This window comes from Shewanella sp. FJAT-51649 (assembly GCF_019457435.1).
Classification (GTDB): Bacteria; Pseudomonadota; Gammaproteobacteria; order Enterobacterales; family Shewanellaceae; genus Shewanella; species Shewanella mangrovisoli.
Map to the genome: position 1 here is coordinate 1,689,533 of NZ_CP080411.1, position 20,182 is coordinate 1,709,714.

Annotated in this window: 15 protein-coding genes; 12 read left to right on the forward strand and 3 right to left on the reverse strand. The window is 49.3% G+C overall.

Annotated elements, in window-relative coordinates:
• Window positions 1-4 precede the first annotated feature (4 nt).
• Window positions 5-2,794, reverse strand: a complete 2,790-nt coding sequence (locus K0H59_RS07705) for an insulinase family protein (RefSeq protein ID WP_220055143.1) — start codon at window positions 2,792-2,794, stop codon at window positions 5-7.
• Between the two features lie 169 nt (window positions 2,795-2,963).
• Here K0H59_RS07705 and sixA point away from each other — a divergent pair, with 169 nt between their 5' ends.
• Window positions 2,964-3,434 (forward strand): phosphohistidine phosphatase SixA, encoded by a 471-nt coding sequence (gene sixA, locus K0H59_RS07710; RefSeq protein ID WP_220055144.1) that lies wholly within the window; start codon window positions 2,964-2,966, stop codon window positions 3,432-3,434.
• Between the two features lie 65 nt (window positions 3,435-3,499).
• On the opposite strand, the gene smrB is transcribed toward sixA, so the two are convergent.
• Window positions 3,500-4,030, reverse strand: a complete 531-nt coding sequence (gene smrB / locus K0H59_RS07715) for an endonuclease SmrB (protein ID WP_220055145.1) — start codon at window positions 4,028-4,030, stop codon at window positions 3,500-3,502.
• Window positions 4,031-4,110: 80 nt separating this feature from the next.
• On the opposite strand from smrB, the gene prmB reads away from it, so the two are divergent.
• The 6 genes from prmB to K0H59_RS07745 all read left to right on the forward strand — a co-directional run bounded on the left by prmB (window position 4,111) and on the right by K0H59_RS07745 (window position 9,667).
• Entirely contained in the window at window positions 4,111-5,055 is a 945-nt protein-coding gene (gene prmB / locus K0H59_RS07720; protein ID WP_011716525.1) for a 50S ribosomal protein L3 N(5)-glutamine methyltransferase, read from the forward strand.
• A gap of 114 nt (window positions 5,056-5,169) precedes the next feature.
• The gene (gene aroC / locus K0H59_RS07725; RefSeq protein WP_011716526.1) at window positions 5,170-6,264 is read left to right on the forward strand and encodes a chorismate synthase; all 1,095 of its coding nucleotides are present in this window, start codon (window positions 5,170-5,172) and stop codon (window positions 6,262-6,264) included.
• Between the two features lie 69 nt (window positions 6,265-6,333).
• A complete protein-coding gene (locus K0H59_RS07730; RefSeq protein ID WP_220055146.1) occupies window positions 6,334-7,503 on the forward strand; it encodes an MFS transporter in 1,170 nt (389 codons plus the stop codon).
• A gap of 65 nt (window positions 7,504-7,568) precedes the next feature.
• Window positions 7,569-8,711: an ATP-NAD kinase family protein gene (locus K0H59_RS07735; RefSeq protein WP_220055147.1), complete on the forward strand. Its 1,143-nt coding sequence runs from the start codon at window positions 7,569-7,571 to the stop codon at window positions 8,709-8,711.
• A 62-nt stretch (window positions 8,712-8,773) separates the two neighbouring features.
• On the forward strand, window positions 8,774-9,055 hold the full coding sequence (locus K0H59_RS07740; protein WP_220055148.1) for a YfcL family protein: 282 nt from the start codon (window positions 8,774-8,776) through the stop codon (window positions 9,053-9,055).
• A gap of 3 nt (window positions 9,056-9,058) precedes the next feature.
• Window positions 9,059-9,667: an RNA methyltransferase gene (locus tag K0H59_RS07745; protein ID WP_220055149.1), complete on the forward strand. Its 609-nt coding sequence runs from the start codon at window positions 9,059-9,061 to the stop codon at window positions 9,665-9,667.
• A 164-nt stretch (window positions 9,668-9,831) separates the two neighbouring features.
• Here the strand turns inward: K0H59_RS07745 and mnmC are convergent, their stop codons facing one another.
• Window positions 9,832-11,919 carry an FAD-dependent 5-carboxymethylaminomethyl-2-thiouridine(34) oxidoreductase MnmC gene (mnmC, locus tag K0H59_RS07750; RefSeq protein WP_220055150.1) on the reverse strand — a complete coding sequence of 696 codons (2,088 nt, stop codon included), beginning with the start codon at window positions 11,917-11,919 and terminating at the stop codon, window positions 9,832-9,834.
• Between the two features lie 138 nt (window positions 11,920-12,057).
• On the opposite strand from mnmC, the gene fabB reads away from it, so the two are divergent.
• The 5 genes from fabB (at window position 12,058) to truA (ending at window position 20,132) form a co-directional block, all read left to right on the forward strand.
• Window positions 12,058-13,269 (forward strand): beta-ketoacyl-ACP synthase I, encoded by a 1,212-nt coding sequence (fabB, locus tag K0H59_RS07755; protein ID WP_041408740.1) that lies wholly within the window; start codon window positions 12,058-12,060, stop codon window positions 13,267-13,269.
• A gap of 315 nt (window positions 13,270-13,584) precedes the next feature.
• A complete protein-coding gene (locus K0H59_RS07760) occupies window positions 13,585-14,715 on the forward strand; it encodes a 4-phosphoerythronate dehydrogenase (protein WP_088212179.1) in 1,131 nt (376 codons plus the stop codon).
• Window positions 14,716-14,717: 2 nt separating this feature from the next.
• Window positions 14,718-15,734, forward strand: coding sequence for an aspartate-semialdehyde dehydrogenase (locus K0H59_RS07765; protein ID WP_220055151.1), 1,017 nt, complete (start codon window positions 14,718-14,720; stop codon window positions 15,732-15,734).
• A gap of 179 nt (window positions 15,735-15,913) precedes the next feature.
• Window positions 15,914-19,243 carry a FimV/HubP family polar landmark protein gene (locus K0H59_RS07770; RefSeq protein ID WP_220055152.1) on the forward strand — a complete coding sequence of 1,110 codons (3,330 nt, stop codon included), beginning with the start codon at window positions 15,914-15,916 and terminating at the stop codon, window positions 19,241-19,243.
• Between the two features lie 103 nt (window positions 19,244-19,346).
• Complete coding sequence (gene truA / locus K0H59_RS07775; protein ID WP_220055153.1) at window positions 19,347-20,132, forward strand: tRNA pseudouridine(38-40) synthase TruA; 786 nt, start codon at window positions 19,347-19,349, stop codon at window positions 20,130-20,132.
• Window positions 20,133-20,182 lie beyond the last annotated feature (50 nt).

Genomic DNA, 20,182 nt, shown 5'->3' on the forward strand with positions numbered 1-20,182 from the left:
CTTGTCAAAAATTGAACTTTTCAGTGTTTTGTTTAAAGAGTTTAAGATCGGTAATCATATTCTCTGATTTGAGCGCTGACTGGGCCGCATGGGCAGAACCTGTGCTAAAAAGCACCAGTCTATCGCTATGCTTAGTGCGCATTTTTCGCATCATAAACTTAATAAGATCTGGGCGAGTGAGTTTGTTGATTTCTGCGACCACTAATTCACGCTGATTAAACTGATAATCACGATTGCCTACGCTCACCCAATAACGCTGGCCACGGGTTTTTAGGTTAGCATCATGCTCCATCACTTGATTGATGAGTCCCTGTTTGGTGCTTTCCCATTCTTCATTGGTAATTTGCATGACGGCATAATTAAAGTCCGCGATAAATTCATCGATTGCCTCTAATAAATGCAGCGGTCCCGTTGTCGGGGATTGAATATAGAAAATGAGTCCCGGATGGCGATTGAGTGGCAGATAACCTGTGCCGACCATGTAGCCCAATTGTTTTTCGGTACGTAACTCATGGAAGAAGGTCGAAGACATAGTGTGGTTGAGTAAGCTAAACAGCGCCATTTTTTCTGGTGTGGCAATAGCTGATTGATAATAAACAATAATCGCACTGTCTTGATGGTCGATAGCCAATTCCCGAAGCAGGGTGCCTTGCCCGGTTAAGTTGATTAATTCACGGGTCGACTCCGCGCTTGGGCTAGAGACGAGGGATAATATATGTTCCAGTCGTTTTCCTAAGGCTTGCGCCTCTGATACAAGCCAATCGCCATAAATCAGCCCTTCGAGGTAAATCTTCTCGTAAAAGGCACGTACATGGTTATGCAGATCATTTAAGGTGATATTTTCAAGCATCTGTGCCATGCGAGCCGGCTCGTAGCTGCGTTTTTGCAGCGTGGCGGTCAAGCTAGTGAATAGCTGCGAAATCGGTTTGGCTTGCGCGAGGTTTTGCCAGCTACGTAGCAGTTGAGATTTAATTAATGCAAACCGTTCTTCGGTGAAATTACGTTCTCTCGCCTTTTGGATCAGCAGGGCTAACAGCGTTTCTTGATTCCCCGTAAAACCAGACAAATGCAGGGTGATGCCACCCTGATGGGGGTAAATGTTATAGCTAAGCCCTGCGACTTCCGCTTGGTAAGTGGGCTCAGTCAAGTAATCGAGCAGCATCTCAACGTATAAGCGGGTGAGGGCAGCATGTTTTGGGGTTTTACTCGCCTGCTCCGAATCGAGGGATAGATACATGTGGCCTTTGGGGACATTAAACTCATCGTCTTTTTTATGCCAAATTCGGTATCCCGTTGATTCCGCGACAATCACGGGTACGGCGACTTCACTTTTATCGGGCCGAGCAATGGAATCGGCCACGATAAAGGGATTGGCAGCAGGCAATTGCAACTCTGGGCGAATGTGTGTCACTTGCCAACGGGCAAGGGATTCGGGTTTTATCGGTAAGACTTTATAGGGCGTATGATACCAATTGGCTTTGCGGTCGGTCTTAACGGACTGTGCTATGAGTTGCAAGCGCATATTTTGCGGCGTCATTAAGCGCAATAGTTCAAGGGTTTCATCAATATCTAAGCCATCCATGCGATAGTCACCAAAGACTAAGTCTTCCACTTCGTAGTGGTGCATATTGATGCTTAAGTGGCTGGCTAAATCGAGGGATTTCACCTGCTCCTGATAGCGAAACGCCATTTTGAGCAGATTCGCTCGTTCTAAATAGCGCCAATCCTCAAGGCCTTGGTTTTTTATCAGCTCAATGTACTCAAAGCAGCTGCATACAATATCGTCAATATTGGCCACGCCTTTGTCGGTCAGTTGTAGACCTATGCTGTAGTCCTTAAAGTTATAGCCATTGACTCCGCCGCCTGCGGAGAGATTATTCACTAAACCTTGTTCTTTAAGATACGACAGCAGGCTGCCTTTACTCTCATTGCCGAGGATATGGCTAATGTAGGTCAGCGGCTTGCGTTTGTAGTAGTGATCGATACCTGGAAAGTTAAAACTAATACTTAAACGCTTTTGTTCCTTTAAGGGGATTATATTGATTTGCTTAAGCAGTTCATTTTCTGAAAACAGTGGCACATCAGGATACTGTTTGACGAGATTTAAGTTGCTGACAGCACTGAAATATTGGGCCGCGAGCGCCTGCAAATCATCTAACGGCATAGGGGCGACTAAACAGAGCGTCATTAAATTGGCACTGTAATGGCTTTGATAAAACGCCAATAGCTCGCTTCTGACCTGCGCCTGTTCTCCGCCTAGCGTGACTAAATTGCCCACGGAAAACTTTGAAAACGGATGCTGTTGATTAACAGTTTCTTTAAGCACTTGATAGGTGCGGCGGATATCGTCCTTCAGCTTTAAACTAAATTCAGATTCAATCGCTTGGCGCTCCCTATCAACTAGATCAAGGTCAAATTTGGGGGCGATAAAGAATTGGCTAAATCTGTCTAGGGAGTCGGCAAATACGTCGGCATTGATGGTAAAAAAGAAATTGGTGTGCTCTGTGCCGGTCCAAGCATTGTTACTGCCGCCGTGCTGATTGATAAAGGCATGATATTCGCCGGAGTCGGGGAATTTTTCCGTGCCTAAAAAGAGCATATGCTCTAAAAAATGTGCCATACCGGGTCTATCAACAGGATCATCAAAATGTCCTACGGCCACCGCCATGGAAGCGGCGGCTTGGCTGGCGTCCAAATCTTCGACCAATAATACCCGCAGGGCATTATCTAACACGAGATAACGGTACTGACGATGATCGTTTGGACTTTTGTAAATAGACTGAGAGGCTTGCAAAGAGACACTCCGGTAACGATGGCTTGTTATATATTGATAGTCTTAATGGTTTTTGGCAAATATCTCTTGTGTTTATCGACTAAAGATTAACCCTTACAAGGTTTGTTGAAATCCATTTTAGGGCTACAATTGGGATAAAACAAAAACAAGTGTGGGTAGCGAGAGAAGTATGCAGCTATTTTTGATGCGACATGGTGACGCTGGATTTAATGCTCAGTCGGATAGGGACAGAACGCTTACCGATTTAGGAAGACACCATACTGTCTTAATGAGTAACTGGTTAGCCCGAAGTATCAGCGATTTTGATCTTGTTTTGGTCAGCCCTTATCTACGTGCGCAGCAAACTTGGCAAGAATTGAGTCAACATTTCCCCGAGCCACGTAAATGGCTGGTCGTGGATGATTTAGTGCCTTCAGGTGATCCCGCCAATGTGGCCGCCTTAATTGTTGCTTATGCCGAATTGTACAAGGCCGATAAAGTGCTGGTGATTTCCCATATGCCGCTCTTAGGCTATTTGGTCAGCGAGCTAGTTGCGGGTGTTGAGCCGCCCTTGTTTGCCACCTCGGGAATTACTCTGATAGATAAACATGCCGAGCAGGCCTGCATTGTTTGGCAACATGCGCCCCACAGCATTAGTTAATGTCTTCGATAAAACAAAGGGCTCACATTAGTGGGCCCTTTGTTTTTAGAGGATAAATATGTCCATTAACGTCGATGTGGTTGGTCGCCAATATCGATAAGTACCAGCAGCGCCGCATCGCCACCCCATTCTTTTGGGGCTTGATGAAAGGCTTTTACCACAGGATGTTGCACCAACCACATTGGCACCTGCTGTTTTAGTATGCCAGTACCATAACCGTGCATCACACAACAACATTGGCTTTGCTGTTTTACGCAGGCTTGGATCAGCGCCGCGAGTTCGAGTTTTGCCTCGGATTGGCGGTAACCGTGTAAGTCCAGCAATAAATCAGGTTGGTAATCGCCGCGTCTTAAGCGTTTAAGCTCGAGACTGTCGACACCCTCGTCGAGCCAACGCATTGGCCCCTGAACGGGCAGCAGAGGTTGATAAGTATCTGAGAAATAACTGTCAGCATGCAGTTGCTGCTCTTTCAGTTCAATTTCCTGTTTGGTTTTTAGGGGCGTGCGAAAATGCCGCTTATCTTGGGCGATAGGTTTTATCCCCTCGATCAGCGCCGAAAACATCGCCATGCCTTCTTTATCATCGTCTTTATTCATGGCGGGTATTCTATTGAATCCTATGGTTTCTGAATAGAGTTCAGTTACAATGTTTGAGAACAAACAAGCGGGAGAGCGTTTTGGATAAGATCTTTGTAGATGAAGCTGTAACAGAGTTACGCACCATAGGTGACATGTTGCGTTGGGCGGTGAGCCGCTTTAATGATGCCAATGTGTACTATGGCCACGGGACGGATAACGCGTGGGACGAGGCTATCGCCTTAGTATTTCATGCGCTGCATTTGCCCGAAGAAATCGGCCAACAGGTGATTTTAAGTAACTTAACCAGCAGCGAAAAACACAAAATCGTTGAGCTGATCATTCGCCGCGTACGTGAACGTTTACCTGTGCCTTATTTAACCAATAAAGCGCGCTTTGCAGGGCTAGAGTTCTATGTGGATGAGCGCGTATTGGTGCCACGTTCACCTATCGCCGAGATGATTGCCAATCGCTTTGGCCCTTGGTTATACGGCAAACCTGTTAATCGTATTTTAGATTTATGTACCGGCAGTGGTTGTATCGCAATTGCCTGTGCCTACGAATTTGATGAAGCCGAGGTCGATGCGCTGGATATCAGCGAAGATGCTCTCGATGTGGCGCAAATCAACGTTGAAACCTTAGGGGTAATGGACAGAGTGTTCCCGATGCAATCTGATCTGTTTTCAGCCATTCCTGAAGGTCCACAATATGATTTGATTGTCTCTAATCCGCCCTATGTGGATGAAGAAGATATCGGCGATATGCCAGATGAATACCACCATGAGCCAGCTATTGGTTTAGCCTCGGGTCGCGATGGCCTCGATTTAACCAAACGCATTTTAGCGAATGCGGCCCAATACCTGACACCAACGGGGATTTTAGTGGTTGAGGTAGGTAACTCTATGGTGCATCTGATGGAGCAATTCCCCGAAGTACCTTTTACTTGGGTGAGTTTTGAACACGGCGGAGACGGTGTGTTTGTGTTGACTCGCGATCAACTGGTCGAACATCAATCGCTTTTTGCTATTTATCGCGACGCGCAATAATAAATTAGGTTGAGTCTTTTCCCGCTGCCAGTTAGGCTTGCAGCGGGAAAAAGAATTGTCCAGCCATTGCTGGGCGCGGAGCGATAAGCAAATCATTTAAGGTGTAAAAAGCGGATGTCTGGAAACAGTATTGGTCAAAATTTTGTGGTGACTACCTTTGGTGAAAGTCACGGTGTGGCGCTCGGTTGTATTATTGATGGTTGCCCACCAGGGCTCGAACTCACCGAAGCCGATATGCAGCATGATTTAGACCGTCGTCGTCCTGGCACATCCCGTTATACCACCGCGCGCCGTGAGCCTGATGAAGTACGGATCTTATCCGGTGTGTTTGAAGGCAAAACCACAGGCACCTCCATTGGGCTTCTGATCGAAAACACCGATCAGCGCAGCCAAGATTACTCCAATATCAAAGATTTATTCCGTCCAGGACACGCCGATTACACCTATCAGCAAAAGTATGGCCTGCGTGATTACCGTGGTGGCGGCCGCTCATCTGCCCGCGAAACCGCTATGCGGGTTGCGGCGGGCGCTGTGGCGAAAAAGTATTTAAAACAAGTGCATGGCATTAGTATCCAAGGTTATATGTCGCAACTTGGACCGATTAGTGCCGAGACCCTCGATTTTAGTCAAATCGAGCAGAACGCCTTTTTCTTCCCCGATGCGAGTAAGCTCGAGGCGCTGGATGAATATATGCGCGAGCTGAAAAAATCCGGTGATTCCATTGGCGCCAAAATCTCTGTGGTAGCGACTGGTGTTCCCGTTGGATTGGGCGAACCTGTGTTCGACAGGCTCGATGCCGATATCGCCCATGCCTTAATGGGCATAAACGCGGTAAAAGGCGTTGAAATCGGCGATGGTTTTGGAGTTGTCACGCAAAAAGGTTCGGAAGGGCGCGATTTAATGTCGCCACTGGGTTTTGAATCAAATCATGCCGGTGGCATACTTGGCGGCATTTCATCGGGCCAACCCATTGTTGCACATATTGCGTTAAAACCGACCTCGAGTATCAGTGTGCCGGGCCAAAGCATGACGGCCCAAGGTGAAATGGCGGAAGTGGTGACTAAAGGTCGTCACGACCCCTGTGTCGGGATCCGCGCGGTACCGATCGCCGAAGCTATGCTGGCGATTGTGTTGATGGATCATCTGTTAAGACACAGAGCTCAAAATCAGGATGTTCGCAGTCATACACCTATTCTCGGCATGAGATAGGTGCGATGAATGAGACAGTCTGCATGGAATAAAGATGCATAGCGACTGTGTAATAAATGGAATGCGTTAATGCCAACTATCTCTAGCACAAGCCAGCAGTTACGCTGGCTATGTGCCTGTTATTTTTTCTTCTTTTCAATTCTCGGCACTATGATCCCTTACCTTGGGGTCTTCTTCGAAAACCGTGGATTTAACCCTCAAGAAATTGGTTTTTTGCTCGCGATTTTAATGGCGACCCGTATCGTGGCACCCAATGTGTGGGCCAAGGTGGCCGATCGCACTGGCATGCGCTCCGAATTGGTGAAGATGGGCGCGGGCGCCGCGATGCTGGCGTATTTGAGTTTTTTCTACCACGGTGGCTTTGTGTATATGGCGCTGAGCCTTGCGCTGTATACCTTCTTTTGGAATGCGATTTTGGCACAGCTTGAGGTAATCACCCTCGAAACCTTAGGTGAAAATGCCAGCCGCTATGGACAAATCCGCAGCTTTGGCAGCATTGGCTATATCTGCTTAGTGGTTGGTGCCGGTTTTGCCATCGGCCAATGGGGTACTGAGGTATTACCTTATATTGGTTTAGCCTTGTTTACTGGGATGCTGGTCAGCGCCTTGCCGTTGCCTGCGAATCGTGCCGTGCGCCCTCAAGGCAACGAGCGCCAGCCGCTCAAATGGACTAAACCCATTCTGTGGTTCATGGTGTCGGCGATGTTATTACAGATGAGCGCTGGGCCTTTTTACGGTTTTTTTGTGCTTTATCTTAAGCAGGCGGGATACACCGAAGCGGCCGCGGGGATTTTTGTCGCCCTCGGTGCAATGGCCGAAATCGTAATGTTTATGTTTGCGCCTCGCTTACTTGGACGTTATGGCGTCAATACCTTGCTTGTTGTCAGTATCGCCATGACCGCCGTGCGCTGGTTGCTGGTGGCCTTTGGCGTTGAGAGCATGTTATTACTGGGTTTGAGCCAAGTACTGCATGCGTTCACCTTCGGCTTGACCCATGCGGCCTCGATTCAATTTGTTCATCGAAATTTTGATGCCAGTCATCGCAGTCAAGGGCAAGCCCTGTATGCCAGCTTAAGCTTTGGGGTTGGCGGCGCGCTCGGGACGTGGATTTGCGGTTATATCTGGGGTGATGGTAGCGGCGCTGTATGGTCTTGGGTATTTGCGGCGGCCTGTGCCTTTGCTGCTATGTTAGCGGTATTTTTGATCCCTAAGGATAGGGCGCAAGCGGTTGCGGCATAAGCTTATATTTTGTTGTGAAAAATAACTCATTGTAAAAACTAGAATAATGAAAAAGAGAGGTTAAGGTGATCCGGTTTCGTTTAGGCTTAGTCATCAATCCACTGGCGGGTTTAGGTGGCAGTGTGGGGCTCAAAGGCAGCGATGGCGTGGCCGAGCAGGCACTCGCCTTAGGTGCCGAGCCCAAGGCGATAAAGCGTATGATGCAAGCCTTAGAAGTGATTGCCCCCTATGCCAATGATATCGAAATTATTACCGCCTCCGGCGTGATGGGGGAAGACGCCGCCAACGCCTTAGGTTTTAACACCCGTGTGGTGTATCAAACCCCAGATAAAACTCAGGCCATCGACACGCAAGCCGTTGTGCGTACCTTGCTGAATGAACCTTTGGATTTATTACTGTTTGCGGGGGGCGATGGCACCGCGCGTGATGTGTATAGCGTGTTTGAACAAGCGGTTATCGACGATAAATTACCCGTGCTCGGTGTTCCGGCTGGAGTAAAAATCCATTCGGGCGTTTATGGCATCACGCCCCATGCTGCGGGCATGGTGGTGAAAATGCTGCTCGAAGGTGAGTTAGTCAGCCTGATGAGCGCCGATGTGATGGATATCGATGAAGTGGCCTTTCGCCAAGGCACTGTGCGCGCCAAACGTTTTGGTGAACTGTTAGTGCCTGCTGAGCCGCGTTATGTGCAAGCGGTGAAGATGGGTGGAAAAGAGGTCGATGAGCTCGTGCTCGCCGACATCGCCGCCGATGTTATTCAGCAGATGGAAGACGAGCTGTACATTATGGGCTCGGGCAGCACGGTCGCCTTTGTGATGGAAGAGCTTGGCCTCGATAACACCCTGTTGGGGGTTGATCTTATCCAAGATAAAACCTTAGTAGCGAGTGATTTAACCGCTAAGCAGTTGCTCTACCTTACCCAAGATAAGCCGGCAAAACTGGTTATTACCTTGATTGGCGGGCAGGGGCACATTCTCGGCCGTGGCAACCAGCAGTTGTCGCCAGAGCTTATCCGCCGCCTCGGTAAGGACAATATTATTATCCTCGCCACAAAAACTAAACTAAAAGCACTTGAAGGACGTCCCTTAATTGTGGATAGTGGCGACCCTCAATTAGATCGTGAGCTTTGTGGCTATTACAAAGTTACGACGGGTTACCATGATTATGTAATGTATCAGGTGGCCAACCCCGACTATTCAGATTTATAGCACCGAGGGGCCAGCGGCCATTTGGGCGAAATACGAAATACGTTATTGGAGAGTTTGACCCGATGTTAGAGCAGTATGAAGAAGCACTAGAACAGTGGATTGAGTCGGTAGTGAACCATGGTGATGACGATGCCTTATTTGCCTGCGGTTATCTGCAAGGCCATGTGGCGGTGGTGTTATCGCAACTCGAAGACGAAGGCGAGAGCACGCTAGAAGCTTTGCTTGAAAAAATGACCGACTGTTTAGCCCTCGCGCGCCAAGAATTGAATGATGCCGATTTTGCCTTAGTAGAAGCGGCGTGGGCACAATTACATGGCAAGATTGTTAGTCATTTAGCGGCGTAATTGATGAGTTCATCCACGACGACTTCGGTTGAGACCATGGCAACACCTGAGGCGCAGCAAGCGGTTTATATCGGTCTAGTCAATCCGAAAACCCCGACCAATGTGGGCGGTATTATGCGCGCTTCGGGCTGTTATGGTGTCGATGCGGTGTTCTACACCGGCAAACGCTATGAATATGCCGCCCGTGGGCCGCAGCAATATAACGCCGATACCCAGAGCGCCGCCGAGCGCATTCCGCTAACTGGGGTGGCCTCCTTACTCGATGCGCTCCCCTCTGACACTAAGCTGGTGTGCGTGGATTTAGTCCTAGGGGCGACCCCCTTGCCTGAGTTTGTGCATCCTGAGAAAGCCTTTTATGTGTTTGGCCCAGAGGATGGCACCATTGGCCAAGATATTATCGATAGAGCCGATGCAGTAGTGTATGTGCCAACTGTGGGATGCATGAATCTGGCGGCCTCGGTGAACGTACTACTTTACGATAGATTGGCGAAAGCCCATCGCGAGCAGGTATCTGCTCAGACCGAGTTTGATGGTGATGCCTTGATCCGCCAAAGTCGCGACAATAATAATCGTACCCGAGTAAAAACCACTAAGCAGGTTTCTTCGCTTTAGGGTTAATGCTCAATGCTCAGTCGAAATACAAAAAAGGATTAAGCACTGCTTAATCCTTTTTGTTTTGAGCAGCCAATCATTGGTGCGATTAGATGCAAGTCTGATTAGCATTCAATTATAAGTCTTTGTTTTAATCAACTAGTTTTCACTCAAGCCGCTCTTTACTAAAGTGCTTTGCCTTTGAGCAGTTTGCGTAGCCACATCCGATTGGGGTTGAGTTTATTTAAGGTTGGCCAATCTAGTGGCAGCGGTTCACCAGTTAATTGTGCCGCCAAGCATTCGGCCGCCAAAGGGCCTGAACTTAATCCCCGCGACCCTAAACCACCCAAAATATAAAGGCCATCGAGGATAGGCGCGGGGGTCGTTTGCCAATAATGCTTGCTTTGTTCTGCCTGCTGCTGATTGAGTTGATGCTGTTCATAGCGCGCTAATATTTCAGCCACATCGGGCGCACAGCCCATCATGGGGAAATGATCCCGCGTCACCATCCGCACGCCGACACGGGCGCTATTGCCGCTGATGTCGATATCATCAACCCAGGCTTGATTGGGGTAGCTTTCTTGCATTTTCCCAAGGTTTTCCCGTTGCTCCTGCGGGCAAAAATCGAGGTGTTCTGCCGCTTTGACATAACTGGCACCGAGGCAATGCAAGCCTTGATGACTCGGCGTGAGGTAACCATTCGCGCATAACACTGTCGCCAATTGGCTCAACTTAAATTGGGCGGGGACATGGCTCACTTGGCCGCGAAACGGACTTATCTGTAACCGCTCACTGGCTGAAAATTGAGTGAGCTGCGCGCCATTGGCGAGCACGAGTTGGCGAAATGGTCCAAAACGCTGGCCTTGACCATGGAGATACCAAGCCTGCGCATCACATTCAATTTCGGTGATCTCGGTATTGAAATGGCACTGCACATTGGCAAGTTGCGAGGCCTTGTCCACCGCCGCCTTGGCGTATTCAAATGGGCAAACCCAGCCTCCGAGTGGATAAAAAAATCCAGCCTTATCAATACCTATGTGAGCTATTTCGTTAGCTTCATTCGTATCAACGGCGTAGGCGATTTCTGCTGGCCAGTCCTGACTTTGGATGATTTTATCCAGCCGTTGTTGGCTACGCTCATCATGACCCGTTTGCAGTACCCCACAAAAATCATGGGAAATCGCGGTAATATTAGGGGCGGCGTCTGTCTCCATCATCGACGTATGGCTTAGCGCCTCAATACGGCGGCGGCTGAACAAAAATGCCTGTTGGAAAAAACGGCTAAGCTCATCATTTTCAGGCGTGAGTAGGGGGTAAATTGCCCCCTGGCGATTGCCTGATGCGCCTTGACCTAACTCATTATCCTTACAAAACAATATGCTACTCTGGCCTCGTTCGGCGAGGGATAGCATTAGGTTCGCTGAGGCCAGTCCGCCACCGACGATGGCAACAGGGTGATCTATAGCCGCGAGCGCTGCAGGTTTTGGGGTAAATGCTTGAGCCGTATCGGCTTGCTGGCGCAGCAGTTTGCGCTCATGGAGCAAAATCTCATCGGTGATAATCTGACTTGCGTCGTTTGCATCAGCATTCAAGGCATCTTGGCTGACATTAAGTGTGCTAAAGCCACTGCTGTGGGCAAACTGCTGCACGGTTTCTGCCAAATTTGCCCCAATCAACTGGGCATCATCGGCACTCAAACGCGCCATTTGCCAGACTAGTTTGCCGCTTAACTGCGATGCCAAATGCGGTAAAACCAGCCATTGCTGAATAGGATGAGCAGGGCTGTGGGGCAGTTGACTAAGTGCTGTATGTAGGTCGCCAAAATGCAAATCGACCGTGATGCGGCCGTCATCAAAGATTAATCTCTGGCACCCTATAATGCGTGCAGGTTTTGCCTTAAGTATTGCATCGGCAAGCGGTTGTAAATGAGGCGTGGAAATTAAGCTTTGCGATTGATCCCAAAGTAATTTAAGTTCGTAATCGTTAATGGGATTGGGTTCAAACACTTTGACTAACAGCCGTGTGTTGCTTTGAGTCTGCGTTTGCCAGTGTTGTAGTAGAGAGAGCAGCTCGAGTCCATCGCCCAATCCCCATTGCCCCATGACGCACAGTCCCTGACCGAGTTGGGCTGATGGCGTCGTTAAGCGAGAGCGTCGAAGGCGAGTTAAATTGTCCAGAGACTGTGCAGTAGTCAACGCGCATGGGGGATAAAGGTTGATCAATTGCGGGTAATCACGCTTAAATTGGCAAGATTTTTGGGGCTTAGCAGTCAAAGAAATATACTCTCGGTCTCATATTGGGCATTATTTTACCCGCCTTTATGGAAAGCTGACCACTTAATTGAAGCAAAACAGATACTATTGGCTCAGCAAAAAGTAGGTACTGACATGTACACAATGGATAGCAATAAAATGAAAAGAGTCGTGATCACCGGAATGGGTGTTGTTTCAAGTATCGGTAATAACAAGCAAGAAGTGACTGAGTCACTTAAAGCGGGCCGTAGTGGTATTACACATTCCGCTCAGTTTGAAGAAATGCAACTACGCAGTCATGTATGGGGCAATATCAAATTAGATCCTTCTGAGCTGATTGACCGTAAAGCGCTGCGTTTTATGGGCGATGCTGCGGCATATGCTTACATTGCAATGCAAGAAGCCATTAAGGATGCTCAGTTAACTGAAGAGCAGTATTCAAATCCTCGCGTAGGTTTGATTGTGGGCACAGGCGGCGCTTCGTCTTCTAACCAAGTTCAAGCGGCGGATATTCTGCGCGAAAAAGGCGTAAAACGCGTCGGTCCTTATATCGTGCCACGCATTATGTCGAGCACAGCCAGCGCGTGTTTGGCGACTCCCTTCAAAATCAAAGGCATGAACTACTCAATCAGTTCTGCCTGTGCGACCAGTGCTCACTGTATCGGTCACGCCGTTGAACTTATCCAAATGGGTAAGCAAGATATGGTGTTTGCGGGCGGTTCAGAAGAAGTGGATTGGACCCTGACCATGGGCTTCGATGCGATGGGTGCACTGTCGACTAAATACAACGACACTCCAGAAAAAGCCTCCCGTACCTATGATGCAGACCGTGATGGTTTCGTGATCTCTGGCGGCGGCGGTATCTTAATCGTTGAAGAGTTAGAGCACGCTCTGGCTCGTGGCGCGAAGATTTACGCTGAAGTGATTGGTTATGGTGCATCATCAGACGGTTACGATATGGTTGCTCCGTCTGGCGAAGGTGCGGTGCGTTGTATGCAAATGGCTCTGGCCGATGTGGACACGCCAATTGATTACATCAACACCCACGGTACTTCTACTCCAGTCGGTGACGTACGTGAGTTAGAAGCCCTGCGTGAAGTCTTTAAAGACAAGTGCCCACCAGTTGCATCGACTAAGTCTATGACAGGCCATGCCTTAGGCGCGGCGGGTGTACACGAAGCCATCTACAGCTTGATCATGATGGAAAACAGCTTTATTGCGCCGAGCATCAACATCGATAACTTAGATGAAGCCGCGAAGGACATGCCAATCGTGCGTGAATACCGCGATGCAGAGCTAAACACTGTGATGAGCAACAGCTTTGGTTTTGGTGGCACTAACGCAACATTGGTGATGCGTAAATATAAGTAAGCCATTATTTGCGTTAAAAAAGGAAGCCTAGGCTTCCTTTTTTATTGGCTGAAATTGAGCAATACCAATCACATTAAATATCTAATCAGTTCAGAGCCTCACTGGCATTTCAATCCAAGGCGCATTGATGCTGATATGGTTATTCCCTTTTAAGTCGATGTAACGCGGGAATGGGATGCCTGTGTGGCTCCCGCTGAATGAACAGATATTTAATACGATTGGCATAATGCGACTTAGAGATTGGGTTTATGATCAGAGTCTTGCTAGAATCCTTGGCTACTCATTCTCTAGCCCATTTTTATCAGAAAGGTCCCCATGAAGATTGTTGTCGATGAAAATATGCCCTATGTCGAACCCTTATTTGGGGCGTTAGGCGAGATAATCCCAGTCAATGGCCGCACGCTGACGCCTGAGCTGGTGCAAGATGCCGATGTGCTGCTGGTGCGCTCGGTCACCCGAGTGAATGCCGCACTGTTAGATGCCAATTCAAAACTTAAGTTTGTCGGCAGTGCCACCATAGGGACGGATCATGTGGATCTGGGCTACCTTGCAGGGCGTGGCATCCCCTTTTCGAATGCGCCCGGCTGTAATGCGACCGCAGTCGGGGAGTTTGCTTTTATTGCGATGTTAGAACTGGCGGCGCGGTTTAATTCGCCGCTCAAGGGCAAAGTCGTGGGGATTGTCGGTGCGGGTAATACTGGTAGCGCAACGGCCAAATGCCTCGAAGCCTACGGCATTAAGGTATTACTCAATGACCCCATCAAAGCGGCCGAAGGCGATCCCCGCCATTTTGTGAGCCTTGAAACTCTATTAAATGAAGCAGATATCGTCAGCCTACATGTGCCCATCACTCGCACTGGCGAGCATAAGACGCTGCATCTTTTCGATGAAGCGCGCCTGATGAGTCTTAAATCCAATACCTGGCTTGTGAACTGTTGCCGCGGTGATGTGATTGATAATCGAGCCTTAATTAAGGTTAAGCAGCAAAGGGATGACCTTAAATTGGTGCTCGATGTATGGGAAGGGGAGCCAAATCCCATGCCGGAGCTGGTGCCTTTTGCTGAGTTTGCGACCCCGCATATCGCCGGTTACAGCTTAGAGGGTAAGGCCCGCGGCACTTTTATGCTGTACCAAAAGTTGTGTGAGTTGTTAGCCATTCCGGCCACTAAACGCTTATCTGAGCTCCTGCCTCCATTTCATTTTAAGGCGGTTGAACTCGAACAAGCCCCCGATGAAAAAGCCTTATTACAGCTGGCGAGATTCGTCTACGACCTGCGTGATGACGATGCCGTATTCCGAAATGGCTTTGTAAAGGAGAATGGCTTCGACACTATGAGAAAAAATCACAAACATAGACGCGAATTTAGTGCATTGGCGCTGGCTTATCACGGCCAATCTGAGGTAGATTGGTTGTCCAATTTAGGTTTTTCAGGAGTCGGTCGGTAATTATGTCGCAGGAATTTAATGTTGTCGTTTTAGGTGCATCGGGTGCAGTGGGTCAAACAATGATTGAGATCCTCGAAGAGCGTAACTTCCCGGTTGCGAACTTATATCCTTTAGCCAGTAGCCGTAGCGCCGGTGAAACGGTCAGCTTCCATGGCAAACAAGTTACCATTTTGGACGTCGAAACCTTCGATTGGAGTCAAGCACAAATCGGTTTCTTCTCTGCCGGTGGCGATGTCTCGGCCAAGTGGGCGCCTATCGCCGCTGAAGCGGGTTGTGTGGTGATCGATAACACCTCTCACTTCCGCTACGACATTGATATTCCACTGGTTGTGCCTGAGGTTAACCCCCATGCGATTGCCGATTTCCGCAACCGTAATATCATTGCGAACCCGAACTGCTCGACCATCCAAATGTTGGTGGCACTAAAACCGATTTACGACACTTACGGTATCAGCCGCATTAACGTCGCGACCTATCAGTCTGTCTCTGGTACAGGTAAAAAGGCGATTGAAGAACTGGCAAAACAATGCACTAAGTTGCTACAAGGCTTGCCTGCTGACGCTGAAGTTTATCCAAAGCAAATCGCGTTTAACGTATTGCCGCAAATCGATAAATTTATGGATAACGGCTACACCAAAGAAGAAATGAAAATGGTCTGGGAAACCCAGAAGATTTTCGGTGATGACGAAATCCTCGTCAACGCAACGGCCGTGCGTGTACCAGTATTCTATGGTCACTCAGAAGCCGTACATATTGAGACGCGCCAAGTCGCCGATGCAGAAGATATTAAAGCTTTACTGCGCGATGCCGAAGGAGTGGTATTGTTCGAATCCGATGACGAATATCCAACAGCTGTAACCCATGCAGCAGGTACCGATCCTGTTTATGTGGGCCGTGTGCGTAAGGATATTTCCCATTCTCACGGTATTAACCTTTGGGTGGTGTCGGACAATATTCGTAAAGGCGCAGCCTTAAACAGTGTGCAAATTGCCGAGATTTTAGTGAGAGACTATTACTAACTCTTAAGTGGCGATTGATGCCCAGTGAAAAAGCCTGCTGCCAGCAGGCTTTTTTTGTTTTACAATTGTGAACAGTAGCAGGGCTGGGATTTCTAGTTTATAGTAATCTCAATAAATACAATTGCCTAAAGCCTGTTATCAGCGAGATAACTTAAATAGCGCTTCAAAGGGAAGGATTGATGAAATTTCGCACTTCGTATCTTGTGGGCCTGATGGCCACCGTTTTAGCTGTTTCTTCCACGACCTCTTTTATTGATCCTGCGATAGCTGCTGATACTCCCAAAATAAAACCTTTAAAAATCATGGGCCCAGACGGACAGATCCGTCAGGTCAATCATCAATATGGACCAACGACCTCTAAGGACACTTTCTGGAGCATTGCGCAAAAAGTCCGCCCCGATGCTAGTGTCAGCGTTTATCAGGTGATGGCCGCGGTATTTGATGCTAATCCCCATGCGTTTAACTCCGACAGTTATAACAGCCTCGAACGTGGCATGATTTTGCTGATCCCTTCGAAAGAAGTGATGCTCGCCATTCCCAATAGTCTGGCCATTGCCCGCGCCGAGCGCAGCGATAAGCAGGCTCGTTCTGGCGCTAAAGCTACGCCTAGGGTAGAAACCAAACCTGCGACTAAGCCAGCGGCACCGACTCAGACAGTTGCACAGCCTAAACCTAAGGTGGAGACGCCCCCTAAGGCCGAGGTGAAGCCCGAAGCGGCGACAGTGACCAAAGCGGAAGTGGCAGCGACACCAACCGCGCCTAAGATGGTGAGTTCGGATATCAATGCACGCCTCGAAGCAGCGGAGAGCAAGAATTTATCCCTGACTGACGAGTTAGCCAGAGCGCAAGATCAACTCGCGGTGAGAAATACCGATGTTGAGACACTCAAAGCCAAGGTTGAAGAATTAAATCAACAGATTGCGGTATTAGAAGAAACTCTGCAGGCCAGCAAGAAGCAAAACCTTGCCCTTAAAGCCGAGGTCGAGGCCGCACAAACACCAGAAGCGGCTACGACTGATGAGCCTGCCATGCCCGCAGAGCCCGATGATCTGTGGCGTAACCTGATGAGTAATCCGCTACTCCTTGTGGCGGCGGCGGTGATCCCCGCATTATTGCTACTGGTCCTCGTCTTCTGGCTATTACGCCGTAAACGCAATAAAGAGCGCCGCGAGCTAGAAGCGCAGCAGGCTGCTATGATGGCCGCGGGTGCGGCTGGCGTGGCGAGTGCGTCTGTGCTGGCGATGGATGATGACGATCTTAGCGACATGGCGGTGCATTTAGATACTGACCATGCCGATTCCATCGACAGTTTACTCGATGTCGGCAGTGTCGACCTGCAACCCGAGCAGGAAATGACCGATAGCCATGAACAGATGGACATGGCATCAGAAATGTTTATTGACCCAGGTGTTAGCACTGAACCTGAACCTCAGTTTGAAGAGGAAGAAGGCCAGTCTCTGGACGATCTCTGGGCTGAGGCCATGGGTGATCAAGAGGAAGCCGAAGAAAAAGCCGCATCCGGCAATATTCTGGAGGAAGAAGATCTCGATGCACTGCTGGCTGGATTAGGCTCAGATGAAGAAGAGACCCCGCAGGAAGCTCAAACCACAGCTGCAGGGCTGGACGAACTCGACGAGTTAGCCGGTTTCGATTTACCTGCTGAACCAGAGCCCGCCGCTGAGGATGAAGATTTAGCCGCCGCGATTGCCGCCGAACTCGATACTGAACTTGAAAACGATGCAGCGCCAGCCGACGACGATATCGATGCGTTACTCGCAGGCTTTAACCAGCCCGAGGTTAACGAGCCTGCCGCAGCGGCCGATGAGGATCTTGATGCCTTACTGACCGATGATGCTCAGGCACCAGCAGAAGCAGCTGACGATCTCGGCGATGAAATTGCCGCCGAGTTGGATGATGACTTAGCCGAGTTAGGCGTGGCGCAAACCGATGATATTGATGCTTTGCTGGCAGATTTTGATAAACCCGCCGCGCCCGAACCCGATTTAAGCGATGAAATTGCCGCCGAGCTCGATGATGACTTAACTGATATAGGCGTAAGCGAATCCGATGATATCGATGCGCTTCTTGCCAGCTTTGATGCTCCCGCGCAGCCCGATCCTGAAGTCGCTGCGGCGATTGCTGCCGAGTTGGATGATGAACTCGCTCCCGACTTACCAACGAGCGATGAAGACCTCGACCAGTTATTGGCAGGCTTTAACACGCAAGAAGCGCTCGTCGAAGAGACTATTGTCGACGATACTAGGGCCGAGGATATTGCTCAAGCAGAAGCCGCCCTTGAGCGCGATGACATCGCCGCTGAACTCGAAGCCGCATTACCTGAAGACCTGTCGACGGCAGAGGACGATCTCGATGCACTCTTAGCCGAGTTCGATGTGCCTGAACAAGCCGAGGCGGATGCCGACGACTTTAACTTCGACATAGAAACTACCCATGTCGAGCCAGAAGAAAAAGATGAGGAAGAAGATTTACTCAAAGGCATTGGTGCCGCCCATGCCATTGATGGCACAGACGATACCTTCGAACTGAGCGAAGAGATTGCGGATAACCAAGACAGTGAGGATAACGCTGCCGCAGAGCCTAAGTTTACAGGCTTTGATGAAGAGCCTGACGATATCGCGCCTGCACTGGCGGGTGCCGCTGTCGCCGCATCAGTAGCGGCTGCAGCAAGTGCGAAGGAAAAAGAGTCATCTTTCTTCAATGACTTAAAGGCCAATAAGACTAAAGATCCCCATGTGCTCGATTGGGATACCGAACTGAATTTTGCGCCTACGCCTAAGGCGGAAACGCCGGTCAAACCGGAAGTCGATTTGCCCTTAGATCCTGTACCAGTGCAGGGCACTAAACGTCAACCGCTGGAGTTTGCGCCAGATGCGAAAAAACCAGAGGTTGAAGCTAAAAATACGGCAGCGAGCACTGAGTTTAACCTCGACGATGAGCTGGATTTAGGCCGCGAGTTTGATTTAAAAGACGATACCGATGACGTTGATTTAAGCGATGACAGCGTGCTTGCCGCCTTTAGCACTAATACCGAACTTGAAGAGGAAGAGGTATTAACCCCTGAGGACAGCTTTGCCCTCGATGATGAGCATACGCTCACCGTCGATGAGGCCTTAGCCGCCCTCGATGCGCAGGAATCCCGCAAGTCGAAGAAGTTTGTTCCAGAGCATGATTTAACTAACTTCCAAAACGAGCACGGTTATATCGATATCGAAAAACTGCTTAACGATGCCGAGCAGGACAACACTGAGACAGATCTTTATCCCGAAATGGATGTGGAGATGAGCGATGTCGGCGCGCTGATTGGCGATGCCGCCATGATCGACGTGGACGACGAGGAAAACTCAGTCAATGCCAAGCTCGATTTAGCCCGTGCCTACATCGAAATCGATGACAGCGACAGTGCTAAAGCCTTGCTACGGGAAGTCCAAATCGACGGTAACGAGCGTCAGCAAGAAGAAGCGGCCCGTTTACTTAAAGAGATGGGTTAATCCTTAAAGGGCTTGATTTCACACTAACGGCGCGCAGAGCGCCGTTTTTTTTGTGGGCTGCTGTGATAAAATGCGCCGCTAAATCAACTGTGAGGATGTGTGGATGCGGATTGCATTAGGTATTGAATATGACGGAAGTGGTTATTTCGGTTGGCAGCGTCAGGCCGAAGTCGATTCAGTACAAGGGCAATTAGAACAAGCCTTATCTAAGGTGGCGAACGAACCCATCAGCTTGTTCTGTGCGGGACGAACCGATGCCGGCGTTCATGCAACGGGGCAGGTGGTGCATTTCGAGACTAATGCCATACGTAACGAAGGCGCGTGGACCTTAGGTGTGAATGCCAATTTGCCCGATAATATCGCCGTTCGTTGGGTAAAAGAGGTGGATGACAGTTTCCACGCCCGCTTTTCAGCCACGGCTAGACGTTACCGCTATGTGATTTACAATCATAATTTCCGCCCCGGGATCCTACATCACGGCGTGAGCCATTACCACGGTGATATCGACGCCGATAAAATGCATGTTGCGGCGCAGGCGCTGCTGGGGGAGCAGGACTTTACCAGTTTTCGCGCCATTCAATGCCAATCGAAAACCCCGTTTCGCAATGTGCACAGCGTAAAAGTGACCCGTCAGGGGATGTACGTTATTGTCGATATTTCTGCAAACGCCTTCTTGCACCATATGGTGCGTAACATTGTGGGCTCCCTGCTGGAAATTGGTCTAGGCAATCAGCCACTGACCTGGATGGCGGATTTGTTGGCTCTTAAAGACCGAAATCAAGCGGCGGCCACCGCCAAACCCCATGGGCTCTATTTAGTCGATGTGACGTATCCCGAGCAGTATCAACTGCCTAAGTTGGCTTTAGGGCCATTGTTTATGCTGGATTAATCGCCGCTTTGCTCGTTAAGTGTAGCGCGTATCGAAGGAAGGAAAGAACA

Bases quoted from the DNA above. Each gene is read 5' to 3' on its own strand.
- sixA (WP_220055144.1), top strand. From the start codon at position 2,964: ATGCAGCTATTTTTGATGCGACATGGTGACGCTGGATTTAATGCTCAG.
- smrB (WP_220055145.1), bottom strand. From the start codon at position 4,030: ATGAATAAAGACGATGATAAAGAAGGCATGGCGATGTTTTCGGCGCTG.
- aroC (WP_011716526.1), top strand. From the start codon at position 5,170: ATGTCTGGAAACAGTATTGGTCAAAATTTTGTGGTGACTACCTTTGGT.
- K0H59_RS07730 (WP_220055146.1), top strand. From the start codon at position 6,334: ATGCCAACTATCTCTAGCACAAGCCAGCAGTTACGCTGGCTATGTGCC.
- K0H59_RS07740 (WP_220055148.1), top strand. From the start codon at position 8,774: ATGTTAGAGCAGTATGAAGAAGCACTAGAACAGTGGATTGAGTCGGTA.
- K0H59_RS07745 (WP_220055149.1), top strand. From the start codon at position 9,059: ATGAGTTCATCCACGACGACTTCGGTTGAGACCATGGCAACACCTGAG.
- fabB (WP_041408740.1), top strand. From the start codon at position 12,058: ATGAAAAGAGTCGTGATCACCGGAATGGGTGTTGTTTCAAGTATCGGT.
- K0H59_RS07760 (WP_088212179.1), top strand. From the start codon at position 13,585: ATGAAGATTGTTGTCGATGAAAATATGCCCTATGTCGAACCCTTATTT.
- K0H59_RS07765 (WP_220055151.1), top strand. From the start codon at position 14,718: ATGTCGCAGGAATTTAATGTTGTCGTTTTAGGTGCATCGGGTGCAGTG.
- K0H59_RS07770 (WP_220055152.1), top strand. From the start codon at position 15,914: ATGAAATTTCGCACTTCGTATCTTGTGGGCCTGATGGCCACCGTTTTA.
- truA (WP_220055153.1), top strand. From the start codon at position 19,347: ATGCGGATTGCATTAGGTATTGAATATGACGGAAGTGGTTATTTCGGT.